The 14,509-nt window shown below is 70.0% G+C and carries 15 protein-coding genes; 12 read left to right on the plus strand and 3 right to left on the minus strand.

Features of this window, described 5'->3' with window-relative positions; translation table 11 throughout:
- Positions 1-30 precede the first annotated feature (30 nt).
- The 9 genes from J2S57_RS20300 (at position 31) to J2S57_RS20340 (ending at position 9,611) form a co-directional block, all read left to right on the plus strand.
- Entirely contained in the window at positions 31-723 is a 693-nt protein-coding gene (locus J2S57_RS20300) for a YggS family pyridoxal phosphate-dependent enzyme (protein ID WP_307245351.1), read from the plus strand.
- Between the two features lie 36 nt (positions 724-759).
- Positions 760-1,257, plus strand: coding sequence for a cell division protein SepF (locus tag J2S57_RS20305; RefSeq protein ID WP_307245353.1), 498 nt, complete (start codon positions 760-762; stop codon positions 1,255-1,257).
- 457 nt (positions 1,258-1,714) lie between these two features.
- Entirely contained in the window at positions 1,715-1,996 is a 282-nt protein-coding gene (locus J2S57_RS20310) for a YggT family protein (RefSeq protein WP_307245355.1), read from the plus strand.
- Between the two features lie 170 nt (positions 1,997-2,166).
- Positions 2,167-2,934, plus strand: a complete 768-nt coding sequence (locus J2S57_RS20315; protein ID WP_307245357.1) for a DivIVA domain-containing protein — start codon at positions 2,167-2,169, stop codon at positions 2,932-2,934.
- A 259-nt stretch (positions 2,935-3,193) separates the two neighbouring features.
- Positions 3,194-3,571, plus strand: coding sequence for a TraR/DksA family transcriptional regulator (locus tag J2S57_RS20320; RefSeq protein ID WP_307245359.1), 378 nt, complete (start codon positions 3,194-3,196; stop codon positions 3,569-3,571).
- A 72-nt stretch (positions 3,572-3,643) separates the two neighbouring features.
- Complete coding sequence (gene lspA, locus J2S57_RS20325; RefSeq protein ID WP_307245362.1) at positions 3,644-4,276, plus strand: signal peptidase II; 633 nt, start codon at positions 3,644-3,646, stop codon at positions 4,274-4,276.
- Positions 4,269-5,198, plus strand: a complete 930-nt coding sequence (locus tag J2S57_RS20330) for an RluA family pseudouridine synthase (protein WP_307245363.1) — start codon at positions 4,269-4,271, stop codon at positions 5,196-5,198. Before lspA ends, J2S57_RS20330 begins: the two co-directional genes overlap by 8 nt.
- A gap of 314 nt (positions 5,199-5,512) precedes the next feature.
- Positions 5,513-9,052, plus strand: coding sequence for a DNA polymerase III subunit alpha (dnaE, locus tag J2S57_RS20335; protein WP_307245365.1), 3,540 nt, complete (start codon positions 5,513-5,515; stop codon positions 9,050-9,052).
- A 76-nt stretch (positions 9,053-9,128) separates the two neighbouring features.
- Positions 9,129-9,611 (plus strand): hypothetical protein, encoded by a 483-nt coding sequence (locus J2S57_RS20340; protein WP_307245367.1) that lies wholly within the window; start codon positions 9,129-9,131, stop codon positions 9,609-9,611.
- Between the two features lie 57 nt (positions 9,612-9,668).
- Here J2S57_RS20340 and ybaK read toward each other — a convergent pair whose 3' ends face one another.
- On the minus strand, positions 9,669-10,193 hold the full coding sequence (gene ybaK / locus J2S57_RS20345; protein WP_307245369.1) for a Cys-tRNA(Pro) deacylase: 525 nt from the start codon (positions 10,191-10,193) through the stop codon (positions 9,669-9,671).
- Positions 10,194-10,259: 66 nt separating this feature from the next.
- Complete coding sequence (locus J2S57_RS20350) at positions 10,260-10,913, minus strand: LON peptidase substrate-binding domain-containing protein (RefSeq protein ID WP_307245372.1); 654 nt, start codon at positions 10,911-10,913, stop codon at positions 10,260-10,262.
- An 89-nt stretch (positions 10,914-11,002) separates the two neighbouring features.
- On the opposite strand from J2S57_RS20350, the gene hisD reads away from it, so the two are divergent.
- Both hisD and J2S57_RS20360 read left to right on the plus strand, forming a co-directional pair.
- The gene (hisD, locus tag J2S57_RS20355; RefSeq protein WP_307245374.1) at positions 11,003-12,331 is read left to right on the plus strand and encodes a histidinol dehydrogenase; all 1,329 of its coding nucleotides are present in this window, start codon (positions 11,003-11,005) and stop codon (positions 12,329-12,331) included.
- A gap of 7 nt (positions 12,332-12,338) precedes the next feature.
- Positions 12,339-12,869 carry a DUF1697 domain-containing protein gene (locus J2S57_RS20360; protein WP_307245376.1) on the plus strand — a complete coding sequence of 177 codons (531 nt, stop codon included), beginning with the start codon at positions 12,339-12,341 and terminating at the stop codon, positions 12,867-12,869.
- On the opposite strand, the gene J2S57_RS20365 is transcribed toward J2S57_RS20360, so the two are convergent.
- Positions 12,859-13,425 (minus strand): TetR/AcrR family transcriptional regulator, encoded by a 567-nt coding sequence (locus tag J2S57_RS20365; protein WP_307245378.1) that lies wholly within the window; start codon positions 13,423-13,425, stop codon positions 12,859-12,861. The genes J2S57_RS20360 and J2S57_RS20365 overlap by 11 nt on opposite strands.
- Positions 13,426-13,587: 162 nt before the next feature.
- Here J2S57_RS20365 and J2S57_RS20370 point away from each other — a divergent pair, with 162 nt between their 5' ends.
- Entirely contained in the window at positions 13,588-14,508 is a 921-nt protein-coding gene (locus J2S57_RS20370) for an SDR family NAD(P)-dependent oxidoreductase (RefSeq protein WP_307245380.1), read from the plus strand.
- Position 14,509 lies beyond the last annotated feature (1 nt).

Genomic DNA, 14,509 nt, shown 5'->3' on the forward strand with positions numbered 1-14,509 from the left:
GTCCCTCTCCCTTACGGGCAAGGAGGCGTGGTGGAACGGCAGCAGGAACTGGCCACCGGACTGGAGAAGGTCCGGTCCCAGGTGACGACGACGTGCGAGGACGCCGGGCGCGACCCGGCCGAGGTCACGCTCGTCGTCGTCACCAAGACCTACCCGGCCAGTGACATCCGGGCACTGGCCGGGCTCGGCGTCCGGGACGTCGGCGAGAGCCGCGACCAGGAGGCCTCGGCCAAGGTCGAGGAGTCTTCCGACCTGGATCTGACCTGGCACTTCATCGGCCGGTTGCAGAGCAACAAGGCCCGGGCCGTGGCCCGGTACGCGCACACCGTGCACTCTCTCGACCGGGCGAGTCTCGTTCCCGGCCTGTCGCGGGGCGCCACCGAGGCCGGGCGCACGCTGCGCTGCTTCCTCCAGATCAGCCTGGACGGTGATCCGACACGCGGGGGAGCGCCCGTCAAGGACATCCCGGCGCTGGCCGACGCGATTGCCTCGGCGGAGTCCCTGCAGCTGGCGGGCCTGATGGCCGTCCCGCCTGTGACGTGGGACCCAAATCGCGCCTTTTCCGATCTTTTGGGTGCCTCCGCGCATCTAATCCAGCAACATCCGGAGGCAACCGGCATCTCGGGTGGCATGACCAGCGATTTTGTGCAAGCGCTGCGTCACGGAGCGACTCACCTGCGTGTCGGCAGCGCGGTCCTCGGTCAGAGGCCGCCGCTCAGGTAGCTTCGTCGCAGGGTGAGCGAACATGCGGAGGTTTCGATGAGCGGCGCACTGCGCAAGACCATGGTGTACCTGGGCCTTGCCGAGGACGACGACCGCTACTCGGCGTACGACGAGTACGAGGACGAGGACTTCGATCCGGTCGTGGATGACGAAGAAGAACGAGAAGAGCCCCGCCGGGCGCCGGTCACCGCGATCGGGCGCGCGCAGGGTTCGGGTCAGATGGCCCGGGTGGTCGCCCACCCGTCGGCCGAGATCCACCGGATCACGACGATCCATCCCCGGACCTACAACGAGGCCAAGACCATCGGCGAGAGCTTCCGCTCGGGTACGCCGGTGATCATGAACCTGACGGACATGGACGACGCCGACGCCAAGCGTCTCGTCGACTTCTCCGCCGGTCTGGTCTTCGGTCTGCACGGGTCGATCGAGAAGGTGACGGGCAAGGTCTTCCTGCTCTCGCCGGCCAACGTCGAGGTGGCGACCCCGGAGAAGACCCGGGCGCCCGAGCGCGCGGCCTTCTTCAACCAGTCCTGAGGCTCGCGGGGCGCGCACCGCGCCTCGCGGGCTGATCTGCACTCCCGTCGCACCTCGTGCGGGCGGATGACTTTCGCATGTCTGCTCCCGGACCCCGGGCAGCACTGTGCGCCGGTGCAGCGCTGAGCGCTGCCCGGAAGGGCAGTTCGAGCCGGCCGGTGAGCCGGATGCCGCCGGACGGGCGAGGGTGGGCACCGGACGGCGGGCCGGCACGTTGTACCGGCTGATGCGAAGGACGACTGACGTCCCGAGGATCCGGCCGGTTCGGCCGGTCCCGTGGGAAACCAGAGTGATCCTAGGCGATTCGGGCGCCGCTTGGCCATGTCCGGTTCGCTACGGTGAACATCGTTCGACGCAGCCCGTCCCCCTCGGGCAGGCTTGACCCCTCCGGCAGTACATCCGGCAGGTCCGCAGGCCTCCCGGTCCGAATCTGAGTGCAAGCGGAGTCGCAACCGTCGTGGACGTGATCAGGTACCTGCTCTATTACGTCGTCTTCCTGTTCTTCATCATCCTGATCGGCCGGCTGGTGATCGACTGGATCCAGGTGTTCGCCCGCGACTGGCGCCCCCGGGGTGCGGTGCTGGTGATCGCGGAGGGCATCTACTCCGGCACCGATCCGCCTCTGAAGGCCCTGCGCCGGCTCCTGCCGCCGCTGCGCATCGGGGCGATTCAGCTCGACCTGGCCTTCATCGTGTTGTTCCTCATAGTGAGCATCCTGATGTCGGTGCTGCGGCCGTAGTCTCAAGAGGCGTACGTAGCAACTTAAGGTGACAGAGTGTGCGTGACACATGACCGTCCGTTGCTCCGGAAGTGGCCTTCTGCGCTGCCCTTGTGTAGCGTCAGCTTCCGGTACGGTGGCGTAGCAGCGGCTCCGCACTTCCGATTGAGTGACCAACGCGAGGTGACCAGATGGCGTTGACGCCCGAAGACGTTGTTAATAAGCGCTTCCAGGCGACCAAGTTCCGCGAAGGCTACGACCAGGACGAGGTCGACGACTTCCTGGACGAGGTCGTCAACGAGCTCCGTCGACTCGGTGAGGAGAACGAGGAGCTCCGCGGCAAGCTGAGCTCCTGCGAGCGCCGCGTCGGAGAGCTGTCTCGCGCCAATGTGGCCCGCGAGTCCGCCCCGGAGCCCGCTCCCGCCCCGATGCCGATTCCGCAGCCGGCGCCGCAGCCCGTGGCCGCGGTCGCGCCGGAGCCGGTCCGGGTGCCCGCCGTGATGGAGACCCAGGGCCAGGGCCCCGAGGCCGCCGCCGGCATGCTGGCTCTGGCCCAGAAGCTGCACGACGAGTACGTGCGCAACGGTGAGCAGACCCGTGACCGCATCGTCGGCGAGGCCCGCGAGCACTCCAACCGCCTGATCCGTGAGGCCGAGGAGAAGCAGCGCCAGACCCTCGGTTCGCTGGAGCAGGAGCGTTCGCTGCTCGAGCGCAAGATCGACGAGCTGCGGGCCTTCGAGCGCGAATACCGCAGCCGGCTCAAGTCCTACCTCGAGGGTCAGCTCCGCGAGCTGGAGTCGAAGGCCGCCGTCGTGCCCACCCGTGGGCCGCAGCAGCCTCAGTCCCAGCCCGCCGGTGTGGGTGCCGCGCCCTACGGCGCACCGCTCCCGACCCGTGGTGGCTACTCCGACGCGGGTGCCGACGCTCCGGCGCAGTACCCCTTCGGCGGACAGAGCTGATACACGGCTAGCCAGTACGGCCCGGCGGGTTCAGACTTGTCTGAATCCGCCAGAGCCGCATCCGGCGCGCCCCCGTCCTGGTGACGGGGAAGCGTGCCACCCGCGAGCGGTGCCGGTTCATGCGTTGTCACACGCATGCCCGGCGCCGCTCGCGTTTGCTCGCGCCGTGGCTCGGGCGTCCCGTTCGGTCGTGTGCACGGGCACACGAGCAACCGGGCGGGCATCGTGATCGAGCCGGAGCCGACTGGAGGTTGCCGACGTGCCACGGGCGCAGCGCAAGACCGTCAGTGAGTTCGAGGGGATCCGCCAGGAGCTCGTCGCCGAGCTGAGCACCCTGCAGGCCGAGCAGGCCGTGGTGCTGGCCGGGCTGGAAGAGGTGATCCGCGACAGCCAGACCGGCTCGGGCGACGACCCGGCCGACTCCAGCGGCAAGACCTTCGGGCGTGAGCACGAGCAGGCGCTGCTGGAACGGGTGAACGAGGCGGTGCGGGCCACGCGTGAGGCGATCGACCGGATCGACGCGGGCACCTACGGGGTCTGTGAGGGGTGCGGGCAGCCGATCGCGCTGCCGCGGCTGGAGGCGTTCCCGCGGGCGGCCTCCTGCGTGGCGTGCAAGCAGAGGCAGGAACGGCGGTGAATCCGGTGGGGTGCCCCGCGCCGGGAGCACCGGTGCCGACCGCGGGTGTGGGCATGGCACCCTATGAGCACGATGACTGAGCCGACCCCGCCCACCACCACGCCGGATCCCGCCGAAGCGGTCGATCCGGCCGGGCCGGTGCCTTCCGTGGCCCCGACCCGCCGCCGCGCCTACGCCGCCGCCGTCCCGCTGATCGCCCTGGTCGTGCTCGGGCTGGACCAGCTGACCAAGTACCTGGCGGTGGAAGAGCTCACCGGCCGCGGCCGGGTCGACGTGGTCGGCGACCTGTTCGGCTTCTACCTGATCCGCAACCCCGGGGCCGCGTTCTCGATGGCGACCGGGGCCACCTGGATCTTCTCGGTGGTCGCGATCGCGGTGGCGGTCTTCATCATCCGGATCTCGCGCACGCTGGGGCACTGGGGCTGGGCGGTCGCGCTCGGCCTGCTGCTGGGCGGCGCGGTGGGCAACCTGACCGACCGGGTGTTCCGCTCGCCGGGGGTGTTCCGCGGGCACGTCGTCGACTTCCTCGAGCTGCCGAACTGGCCGATCTTCAACCTGGCCGACTGCTCGATCACCTGCGCGGCGGTGCTGATCGCGGTCCTGTCCGTGATGGGCATCGGCACCGACGGCCAGAAGGTCAGCGACGGCAAGAACGACAAGAACGACGGCACGAACGACCCCGAGGACAAGAAGCCCGATGCCTGAGGTGCGTTCGATGCCGGTGCCCGACGGTCTGGCGGGCGAACGGCTCGACGCCGGCCTGTCGCGGCTGTTCGGCCTGTCCCGCAGCACCGTCGCCGATCTCGCCACCGACGGGGCCGTGCTGCTCGACGGCTCGCCCGCGGGCAAGTCCGAGCGTCTGCGGGCGGGTGCCTGGCTGGAGATCACGATGCCGGGGGCCGAGCCCGCCGAGCTGCCGCCGCCGGAGCCGGTGCCGGGCCTGCGCATCGTTCACGACGACGACTCCCTGGTCGTCATCGACAAGCCGGCCGGGGTCGCGGCGCATCCGAGTCCGGGGTGGGCGGGCCTGACGGTGACTCAGGGGCTGGCGGCCGCGGGCTACTCGATCGCGACGTCCGGTTCGGCCGAGCGTCAGGGTGTCGTGCACCGGCTCGACGCGGGCACCAGTGGCCTGATGGTCGTGGCCAAGAGCGAGTACGCGTACTCGATGCTGAAGCAGGCCTTCCGTGAGCGCACGGTGGAGAAGACCTACCACGCGATCGTGCAGGGCCATCCCGATCCGCTGCGCGGCACGATCGACGCGCCGATCGGCCGGCACCCCTCGCACGAGTACAAGTTCGCGGTGATCTCCGGCGGCAAGGACAGCGTCACCCACTACGAGACGCTCGAGGCGTTCCGCGCGGCCTCGCTGGTGGAGGTGCATCTGGAGACCGGGCGCACGCACCAGATCCGCGTGCACTTCTCCACGCTGCGCCATCCCTGCGTGGGCGACCCGATGTACGGCTCCGACCCCACGCTCTCGGCCCGGCTGGGGCTGAGCCGGCAGTGGCTGCACGCCGTGCGGCTGGGCTTCGACCACCCGGGCACGGGGGAGTGGGTGGAGTTCTCCAGCGAGTACCCCGACGATCTGGCCGTCGCCCTGGAGCGCCTGAGCGACGCGAGCTGACCACGATCCCAGGGCGACGATGGTGGACGACGTGCGCACGTCGTCCACCATTGTCGCCTTTGGCTCTCGGCTGTTGGGGGGAGGCCCGGGTGACACGCCGGGCCGACCGGGCAGCCTCGGGGCCTCGCTGATTCTGTCGGTGGCGGGACCTAGACTGGCTGGCGATCCACCCGCACCAGACCTCATCGGCTCCCCGGCCCGCGCCGGGCCGCCGGTGCCTCTTCCCCCGGTCGCTGTGCTGGTGCCCGTCCTGGTCCCCGACCTGCCGGCGTGCCCGTGATCCAAGGCATGTCGCTGACCGCTTGGAGGCGTCCGTGCCCGGCCCGTCCGACTCGTTCGTGCATCTGCACAACCACACCGAGTACTCGATGCTCGACGGTGCGGCGAAGATCGACGACCTCTTCTCCGAGGCCGCCCGCATGGGCATGCCCGCGGTCGCCACCACCGACCACGGGTTCGTCTTCGGTGCGTACGAGTTCTGGAAGAAGGCCAAGAAGCACGGCGTGAAGCCGATCGTCGGGGTCGAGGCCTACGTGACCCCGGGCACCCACCGTTCCGACCGCACCCGCGTGCGCTGGGGCGACGGCGGTGGTGACGACGTCTCGGGTACGGGCGCCTACACCCACATGACGCTGTGGTCCGAGAACAACACCGGCATGCACAACCTGTTCCGGCTCGCCTCGCTGGCGTCCATGGAGGGCATGTTCTACAAGCCCCGGATGGACCGCGAGATCCTCGAGAAGTACCACGAGGGCCTGATCGCGACCACCGGCTGCCCCTCCGGCGCGGTGCAGACCCGGCTGCGGCTGGGGCAGTACAAGGAGGCCGTGGAGGTCGCCGCCGAGTACCGCGACCTGTTCGGCGCGGGCAACTTCTACTGCGAGATCATGGACCACGGGCTCGGCATCGAGCGCCGCATCCAGCAGGACCTGGTGAAGCTGGCCCGCGAGCTGAAGCTCCCGCTGGTCGCCACCAACGACCTGCACTACACCAAACCCGAAGACGCGAAGGCCCACTCGGTGCTGCTGTGCGTGCAGTCGGGCTCCACGCTGGCCGACCCCAAGCGGTTCAAGTTCGACGCCGACGAGTTCTACCTCAAGTCCCCGGCCGAGATGCGTGACCTGTGGCGCGAACTGCCCGAGGCGTGCGACAACACCCTCGAGATCGCCGAGCGCTGCGAGATCTCGTTCACCGAGTCGGTCGGCTCGCTGATGCCGCGCTACCCGGTGCCCGAGGGTGAGGACGAGCAGTCGTGGTTCATCAAGGAGGTCCAGACGGGCCTGATGCACCGCTACCCCAAGGGCATCCCCGACGACGTGCAGAAGCAGGCCAACTACGAGTGCGAGGTCGTCACCAGCAAGGGCTACGCCGGGTACTTCCTCGTGGTGGCCGACTTCATCAACTGGTCCAAGAACAACGGCATCCGGGTGGGCCCGGGCCGTGGTTCGGGTGCCGGCTCGATGGCCGCCTACGCCATGAAGATCACCGACCTCGACCCGCTGCAGCACGGCCTGATCTTCGAGCGGTTCCTCAACCCCGAGCGTATGTCGATGCCCGACTTCGACGTCGACTTCGACGAGCGCCGGCGCGGTGAGGTGATCCGCTACGTCACCGACAAGTACGGCGAAGACCGCGTGGCCCAGATCGTCACCTACGGCACGATCAAGGCCAAGCAGGCCCTGAAAGACGCCGGCCGGGTGCTGGGTTACCCGTTCTCGCTGGGCGAGCGCATGACCAAGGCGATGCCCCCGGCCGTGATGGGCAAGGACATCCCGCTCTACGGGATCTTCGACCCCAAGCACCCGCGCTACAAGGAGGCCGAGGAGTTCCGGCAGCTCCACGCGACCGACGCCGACGTGTCCAAGGTCGTGGAGACGGCCCGGGGCCTGGAGGGGCTGAAGCGTCAGTGGGGTGTGCACGCGGCCGGCGTCATCATGTCCAGCGAGCCGCTGATCGACCACGTGCCGATCATGCGCCGCGAGCAGGACGGCGCGATCATCACCCAGTTCGACTACCCGACCTGCGAGAACCTGGGTCTGGTCAAGATGGACTTCCTGGGTCTGCGCAACCTGACGATTCTCGACGACGCGCTCCAGAACATCGTGCTCAACGGCAAGGAGCCGGTGGAGCTGGAGTCGCTGGAGCTCACCGACCCGAAGACCTACGAGCTGCTGCAGCGCGGTGACACGCTGGGCGTGTTCCAGTTCGACGGCGGGCCGATGCGCTCGCTGCTGCGCCTCATGCGCCCCGACAACTTCGAGGACATCTCGGCCGTGGGCGCGCTCTACCGCCCGGGCCCGATGGGCGCCAACTCGCACACCAACTACGCGCTGCGCAAGAACAAGCAGCAGGAGATCAGCTACCCGCACGACTCGCTGGCCGAGGCCCTCGAACCCATCCTCGGCACCACCTACGGCCTGATCGTGTACCAGGAGCAGGTCATGGCCATCGCCCAGCAGCTGGGCGGCTACTCGCTCGGCAAGGCCGACCTGCTGCGGCGAGCCATGGGTAAGAAGAAGCGCGAGGTGCTCGACGCCGAGTACGTCGGCTTCGAGCAGGGCATGCTCGACAACGGGTTCAGCCCCGAGGCGATCAAGACCCTGTGGGACGTCCTGGTCCCGTTCTCCGACTACGCCTTCAACAAGGCGCACTCGGCGGCGTACGGCGTCGTCAGCTACTGGACCGCGTACCTCAAGGCGAACTACCAGCCCGAGTACATGGCCGCCGTGCTCACCAGCGTCCGCGACGACAAAGACAAGTCGGCGCTGTACCTGAACGAGTGCCGGCACCTGGGCATCAAGGTGCTGCCGCCCGACGTGAACGAGTCCAGCGCCAACTTCACCGCCGTCGACGTCGACATCCGGTTCGGCCTCACCGCCATCCGCAACGTCGGCGCGAACGTGGTCGAGGCGATCGTGGCCGCGCGTGAGGAGAAGGGCCGCTTCACCTCGTTCGAGGACTTCCTGCGCAAGGTGCCGCTGGTGGTCTGCAACAAGCGCACCATCGAGTCACTGATCAAGGGCGGCGCTTTCGACACCCTGGGCCACACCCGCAAGGGCCTGGTCGCGGTGCACGAGCAGGCGGTCGAGGCCGTGGTGTCCGACAAGCGCCAGGAGGCCAACGGGCAGGACTCACTGTTCGGCGCGCTGATGGGCATGGACGACGAAGACGCCCCCCAGCTCTCGATGGTGCCGCCGGTGCCCGAGGGCGAGTGGGAGAAGTCGGTGCTGCTCGCCTCGGAGCGGGAGATGCTCGGGCTGTACGTCTCCGACCATCCGCTGTTCGGCGTCGAGCACATCCTGGCCAAGTCCTCCGACTGCACCGTCTCGCAGCTCACCGGTGACGACGGCCGTCCCGACGGCGCCACCGTGGTGATCGCGGGCATGATCAGCTCGCTGCAGCGCAAGCTCACCAAGAACGGCAACCCGTGGGCCATCGCGACGGTCGAAGACCTGGGTGGTGCCATCGAGGTGCTGTTCTTCCCGCAGACCTACCAGACGGTGCTGCACGTGCTCGCCGAAGACCTGGTGGTCGTGGTGAAGGGGCGGGTGAACCGGCGTGACGACGTGCCCACGATCTACGCGCAGGAACTCACCATCCCCGACCTGACGGTCAGCAGCAACGGCCCGGTCGTGCTGTCGATGCCGGTCAGCCGCTGCACCCCTCCCACGGTCGGCAAGCTGAAAGACGTGCTGGTCAACCACCCGGGTTCGAGCGAGGTGCACCTGCGCCTGGTGCAGCCGGGGCGCCAGACCACGATGCGTCTCGACGACCGGCTGCGGGTCACTCCGTCACCGGCCCTGTTCGGTGACCTCAAGGCGCTGCTCGGCCCGAGCTGCCTGGCCTCCGCCTGATCTCCTCCAGTCCGTGGGTCGTCGGCAAAAGTCGTCGGCCCACAGGCCGGGGCCCTAGATTTGAGTCACGATGAGCATGATTGACGAACGTTCCGGGCAGCCGTGGCAGCCGGAGCCGTCCGAAGGCCGGCGTCCCCGCCCGAAGAAGCTCCTGGCGGGAGAGACCGCTGCCCTGGTCGGGCCGCTGATGCTGGGGGTCGTGATGGCCGTCGCGTGGCGCCTGCTCATCCCGGTCACCGAGGGCTTCGGCGACGAGCAGGAGGTCGCGGCCGCGGTCGACGGCACCCTCGCCGGGCTGGGGCTGCTGACCGGCCTGGCCGTCGGTGGCCTCACCCTGCTGCGGCCGGGGGCCACCCCGGTGCGGCGGGTGCTGGTCGTGCTGATCACCTCGACCATCGGCGCGGCCGTCTCCTGGGGCCTCGGCAACCAGGTGGGCACGCCGGCACTGCGGGCGATCGGCTCGGCGTTCGTGTGGCCCGCCACCACGGCGGTCGTGATCATGGTCGGCGCGATCCTGCCGTGGACGAGCCGCCGTCTGGAAGCCCCCGCCCGTCACTGACCCGCGGGCGGGCGGCACCTCGAGGACATCGACGACCTGGCCGTCACGATCGGGGAACTACTCCGGACCCCGCCCGATCGGTGCGGTCCGCGCTCGTGTGAGCCGCACCAGGTCGGCGGGGGCCAGCTCCAGGTCGAGGCCGCGCCGCCCACCACTGACATACACCGTCGCGTGCTCGAGCGCCGAGGCGTCGACCACGGTCGGCAGGGCCCTACGCTGACCGAGCGGGCTGATCCCGCCCACCACGTAACCGCTGCTGCGCTCGGCGGCGGCCGGATCGGCCATCACCGCCTTCTTGCCACCCGCGGCGGCGGCCAGTGCCTTCAGGTCGAGCAGACCCCCGACCGGCACGACCGCCACCCACATCGACCCGTCGACCTCGGCGACCAGCGTCTTGAAGACGCGCGCCTCGTCCACCCCCAGCGCGGAGGCGGCCTCGGTGCCGAAGGCGACCCGGTCGGAGGACGAGGACGCCCGGCTGCGGTCCTCGGCCTCGTAGGTGTGCACGGTGAACGTCACGCGCTCGCGGGTGAGCAGCGTGGTCGCGGGGGTGCCGGCCGTCGCGTCCTTCTTCTTCGCCACGACGCGGAGCATAGACGCGGGGCGCAGCGCCGGGGCCGCGGCCCCGGGGTCTTGCCGAGACAGGTCCTAGTTGGGAGTGAACGGTTCCTTCGTCAGCTCCACCGCGGGCAGCGAGTTGAACGCGTCGAGCAGGCCGATCTCCCGCTTCAGCAGGGCCAGTTCGGCGGTGAGCCGCTCGTGCGTGCTCGGTGCCTCGAGCAGGCTCTGCCGTTCGGGCAGCTCGAGCACCGCGGCCGCCGCGACCAGGTACGACAGCACCCGCGGATCGGTCGGCACCCCGGACTGCTCCACCCGCAGCCGGTCGCGGTAGGCCGCGAAGCGCAGCCCGACCAGCTCGGCCACCGCGTCCAGGTCGCCGGGGCCGTCGTCTTCCTCGAGGAGGTCGACGAGACCCGTGTGGTACGGCGCCCCCGCCTCCTCGTCGAGACCCTCCAGCCGGAACCGCAGGTTCCCGACGGTGACCAGGTCGAAACGGCCGTCGTCGTAGGGCGTCACCTCGCGGATCTGGGCGGTGCACCCGACCCCGTAGAGACCGTCGAGGGTCTCCGGGTCACCGCCGGGCCGGGTCGCGATCACCCCGAAGTGCCGGGGGGCGCCCTCGGGCAGATCCATCAGGGCCTGCACCAGGATCCGGTAGCGCTGCTCGAAGATGTGCAGCGGCAGCACGAGACCCGGCACCAGGACGGTGCTGAGCGGAAAGAGCGGAAGCCGGGTCGCCACGGGACCAAACTAGTCAAACTTGCAGGCTCTGCGTCCCCTCCCGCGCCAGGACGAACAGACTGTCGGCATCGCGACATAGAATCACCGCCGTGATCCGCCGACTTGACCTGCGTGGCCAGCACCTGACGTCCCGTGATCTGCGCGCCGTGGTTCCCCGCGCCGACCTCGACGTCGAGCATGCTCTCGACACCGTGCGCCCGATCTGCGAGCGCGTGCGCACCGAGGGAGTGCCGGCCCTGGTCGAGTTCACCGAGAAGTTCGACGGCGTGACGCTGGATTCCGTCCGGGTCCCGGCCGCGGCGCTGCAGAAGGCGCTCGACACCCTCGACCCGGCCGTGCGCGCGGGGCTCGAGGAGAGCATCCGCCGCGCCCGCCTGGTGCACACCGAGCAGCGCCGGTCCGACACGACCACGCAGGTCGTGGCCGGCGGAACGGTCACCGAGCGCTGGGTCCCCGTCGACCGGGTGGGCCTGTACGTGCCGGGTGGCCGCGCGGTCTACCCGAGCAGCGTGGTGATGAATGTCGTTCCGGCGCAGGAGGCGGGTGTGCGCGGCATCGCCGTCACCAGCCCGGCGCAGAAAGACAACCCGGCCGGTTTCGAGGGTCTGCCGCACCCGGCGATCCTCGCCGCCTGCGCCCTGCTCGGGGTCGACGAGGTGTACGCGATCGGTGGCGCCCAGGCGGTGGCCATGTTCGCGTACGGCGCCAAAGACGCTGACAACACATGGATCTGCGAGCCGGTCGACCTGGTCACCGGCCCGGGCAACATCTGGGTGACGGCGGCGAAGCGTCTGCTGCGCGGGGTCATCGGCATCGACGCGGAGGCGGGCCCGACCGAGATCGCGGTGCTGGCCGACGACTCGGCCGACGCCGATCACGTGGCGAGCGACCTGATCAGCCAGGCCGAGCACGACCCGCTGGCGGCGGCGGTGCTGGTCACCGACTCCGAGGAGCTGGCGGCGGCGGTCGAGGTCCGGGTCGCGGCCCGGGTCGCGGCGACCCGGCACACCGAGCGGGTCACCACGTCGCTGTCCGGTCCGCAGTCGGCGATCGTGCTGGTGGACGACGTGGACGCGGGTCTCGCGGTCGTCGACGCCTACGCGGCGGAGCACCTGGAGATCCAGACCAGGAACGCACCGGAGGTCGCCTCCCGGGTGCGGAACGCGGGCGCGATCTTCGTCGGCCCGTACTCGCCCGTGAGTCTGGGCGACTACTGCGCGGGCTCCAACCACGTGCTGCCGACCGGTGGATGTGCCTGCTTCTCCAGCGGTCTCAGCGTGCAGTCGTTCCTCAGGGGCATCCACGTGGTGACGTACGACCGGGCCGCGCTCGAGGGGGTCGCCGGTCACGTGGTCGCGCTGGCCAACGCGGAAGACCTCCCGGCGCACGGTGAGGCCGTCACGGCCCGGTTCGAGTGACGGTCCGATGAGCAAGCTCGCGCTCCTGCTGCGGGGTGTCAATCTCGGCGGCGCCCGCAAGCTGCCGATGGCCGAGCTGCGTGACCTGCTCACGCGGCTCGGCCACGCCGACGTGAAAACCCTGATGGCGAGCGGGCAGGCGGTCGTGACCACGTCGCGCCCGCCCGCCGAGGTCGCGCAGGAGCTCGAGACCCGGTTGATGAAGGACGCGGGGCTCACCACCGAGGTCATGGCCCGCACGGGGGCCGAGCTGGCGGCGGTCGTGGCGGCGAACCCGTTCCCGACGGCGGACGCGGACGGCTCCCGTCACGCGGTGGTCTTCCTCCGCTCGCCGCTGGGGGCCGATCAGCTGGCGAAGCTCGATCCGGCCGCCTTCGCACCGGACGAGTGCGTCGCCCACGGCACCGAGCTCTTCCTGCGGCTGCCGAACGGTTTCGCGGACAGCCGGCTCTCGATCGCCGTCGGCAGGATCAAGGGGGTGCCGGCGACCACGCGGAACTGGAACACCGTGAAGAAGCTGGCGGCTCTCACCGCCTGAGCCCGCCGATCAGCAGATCGAGAATGCGCCCGGCCTGTTCGCGCTGGTCGTGCTGCCCGGTCGCCATGGCCACCCCGCTGACGGCCGTGAGCACGTCGAGCGGATCCACGCCCTCGCGCAGCGTGCCCGCCTCGACCCCGGCGTCGAGCAGGAGCTTCACCGCGGCCGTCAGCCGGTCGCGGCTCATCGCGTAGGGATTGCGCCCCGAGGCGATGACGGCGTGCAGGGCGTCGGCCATCTCGCGCTTGGTGGTCATGTAGTCGACGAAGCGGTCCATCCAGCGCCGCAGCGCCTCGTCGGTGGGCCCGGCCCGCAGCAGGTCATCGGCGGAGTCACAGAGCTTGGCCAGCTCGTTGCGGTAGGCGGCCTCGACCAGCTCGTCGCGGGTGGGGAAGTGCCGGTACAGCGTGCCGATCCCGACGCCCGCGTCTTTCGCGATGCCCTCGAGCGAGGCCTCGGTGCCGTCGCGGCTGAACGCCTTCACTGCCGAGACCAGCAATCGCTCGCGGTTGCGGCGGGCGTCCGCGCGCAGGGGCCGGTCGTTCGGTGCCGTCATACGGGCACCTCCTCCTGCGTCACGTGGTTCATGACGGTTCATTGTTCCTCACCACCCGGGAATGCCCGCCACCCCCGTCCGCTTGCAAACGGAGGTGCCTCCGCATAGCTTCAGAACCGGAGGCTCCTCCAGAAAATCGTACGCCGGGAAGGAACGACCGACATGCCCATCACCACCCCGTTCGACGAATACTCCACGGCCGCGCAGGTCGTCGCCGGAACCGATCTCACCGGGAAGCGCGCGATCGTCACCGGCGCCGCCAGCGGTATCGGGGTCGAGACCGCCCGCGCCCTCGCGGGGGCCGGAGCCCAGGTGACCATCGCCGTGCGCGACCTCGAGGCGGGGGAGCGCACCGCGGCCACGATCCCGGGGTCCGCTGTCGAGCACCTCGACCTGTCCGACCAGGCCTCGGTGCGGGCCTTGGCCGAGAGGTGGCAGGGCCCGCTGCACATCCTCGTCAACAACGCCGGGGTGATGGCCAGCCCCCTGTCCCGCACCGCCGAGGGCTGGGAATCGCAGTTCGCCACCAACCATTTCGGCCACTTCGCGCTCGCGGTCCGGCTGCACGACGCCCTCGCCGCGGCGCACGGGGCCCGCGTCGTCGCGGTCAGCAGCAGCGCGCACCACCGGGCGGGCATCGACTTCGACGACATCCACTTCGAGCGCCGTGCCTACGAACCGTGGACGGCCTACGGCCAGTCGAAGACCGCCAACGTGCTCTTCGCCGTGGAGGGCGCGAAGCGCTGGGCGGCCGACGGGATCACCGTGAACGCCCTGAACCCGGGCGGCATCCGCACCAACCTGCAGCGCCACGTGAGCGACGAGGAACTGGAGGCCCTGCGCACCGCGGCGGCGGCCGGTGGTGAGGAACTGCGCTGGAAGAGCGTCGAGGAGGGCGCCGCCACCTCGGTGCTGCTGGCCGCTTCACCGCTCGTCGCCGGCGTCACCGGGACGTACTTCGACGACTGCGCCGAGGCTCCGCTCGGCCGGATCGGCGCCCGGCACGGGGTCTCGGCCCACGCCCTGGATCCGCAGGCCGCCGAACGGCTCTGGGACTACAGCGTCACGACGCTCGGCCTCTAGG

The organism is Kineosporia succinea (assembly GCF_030811555.1).
GTDB lineage: Bacteria > Actinomycetota > Actinomycetes > Actinomycetales > Kineosporiaceae > Kineosporia > Kineosporia succinea.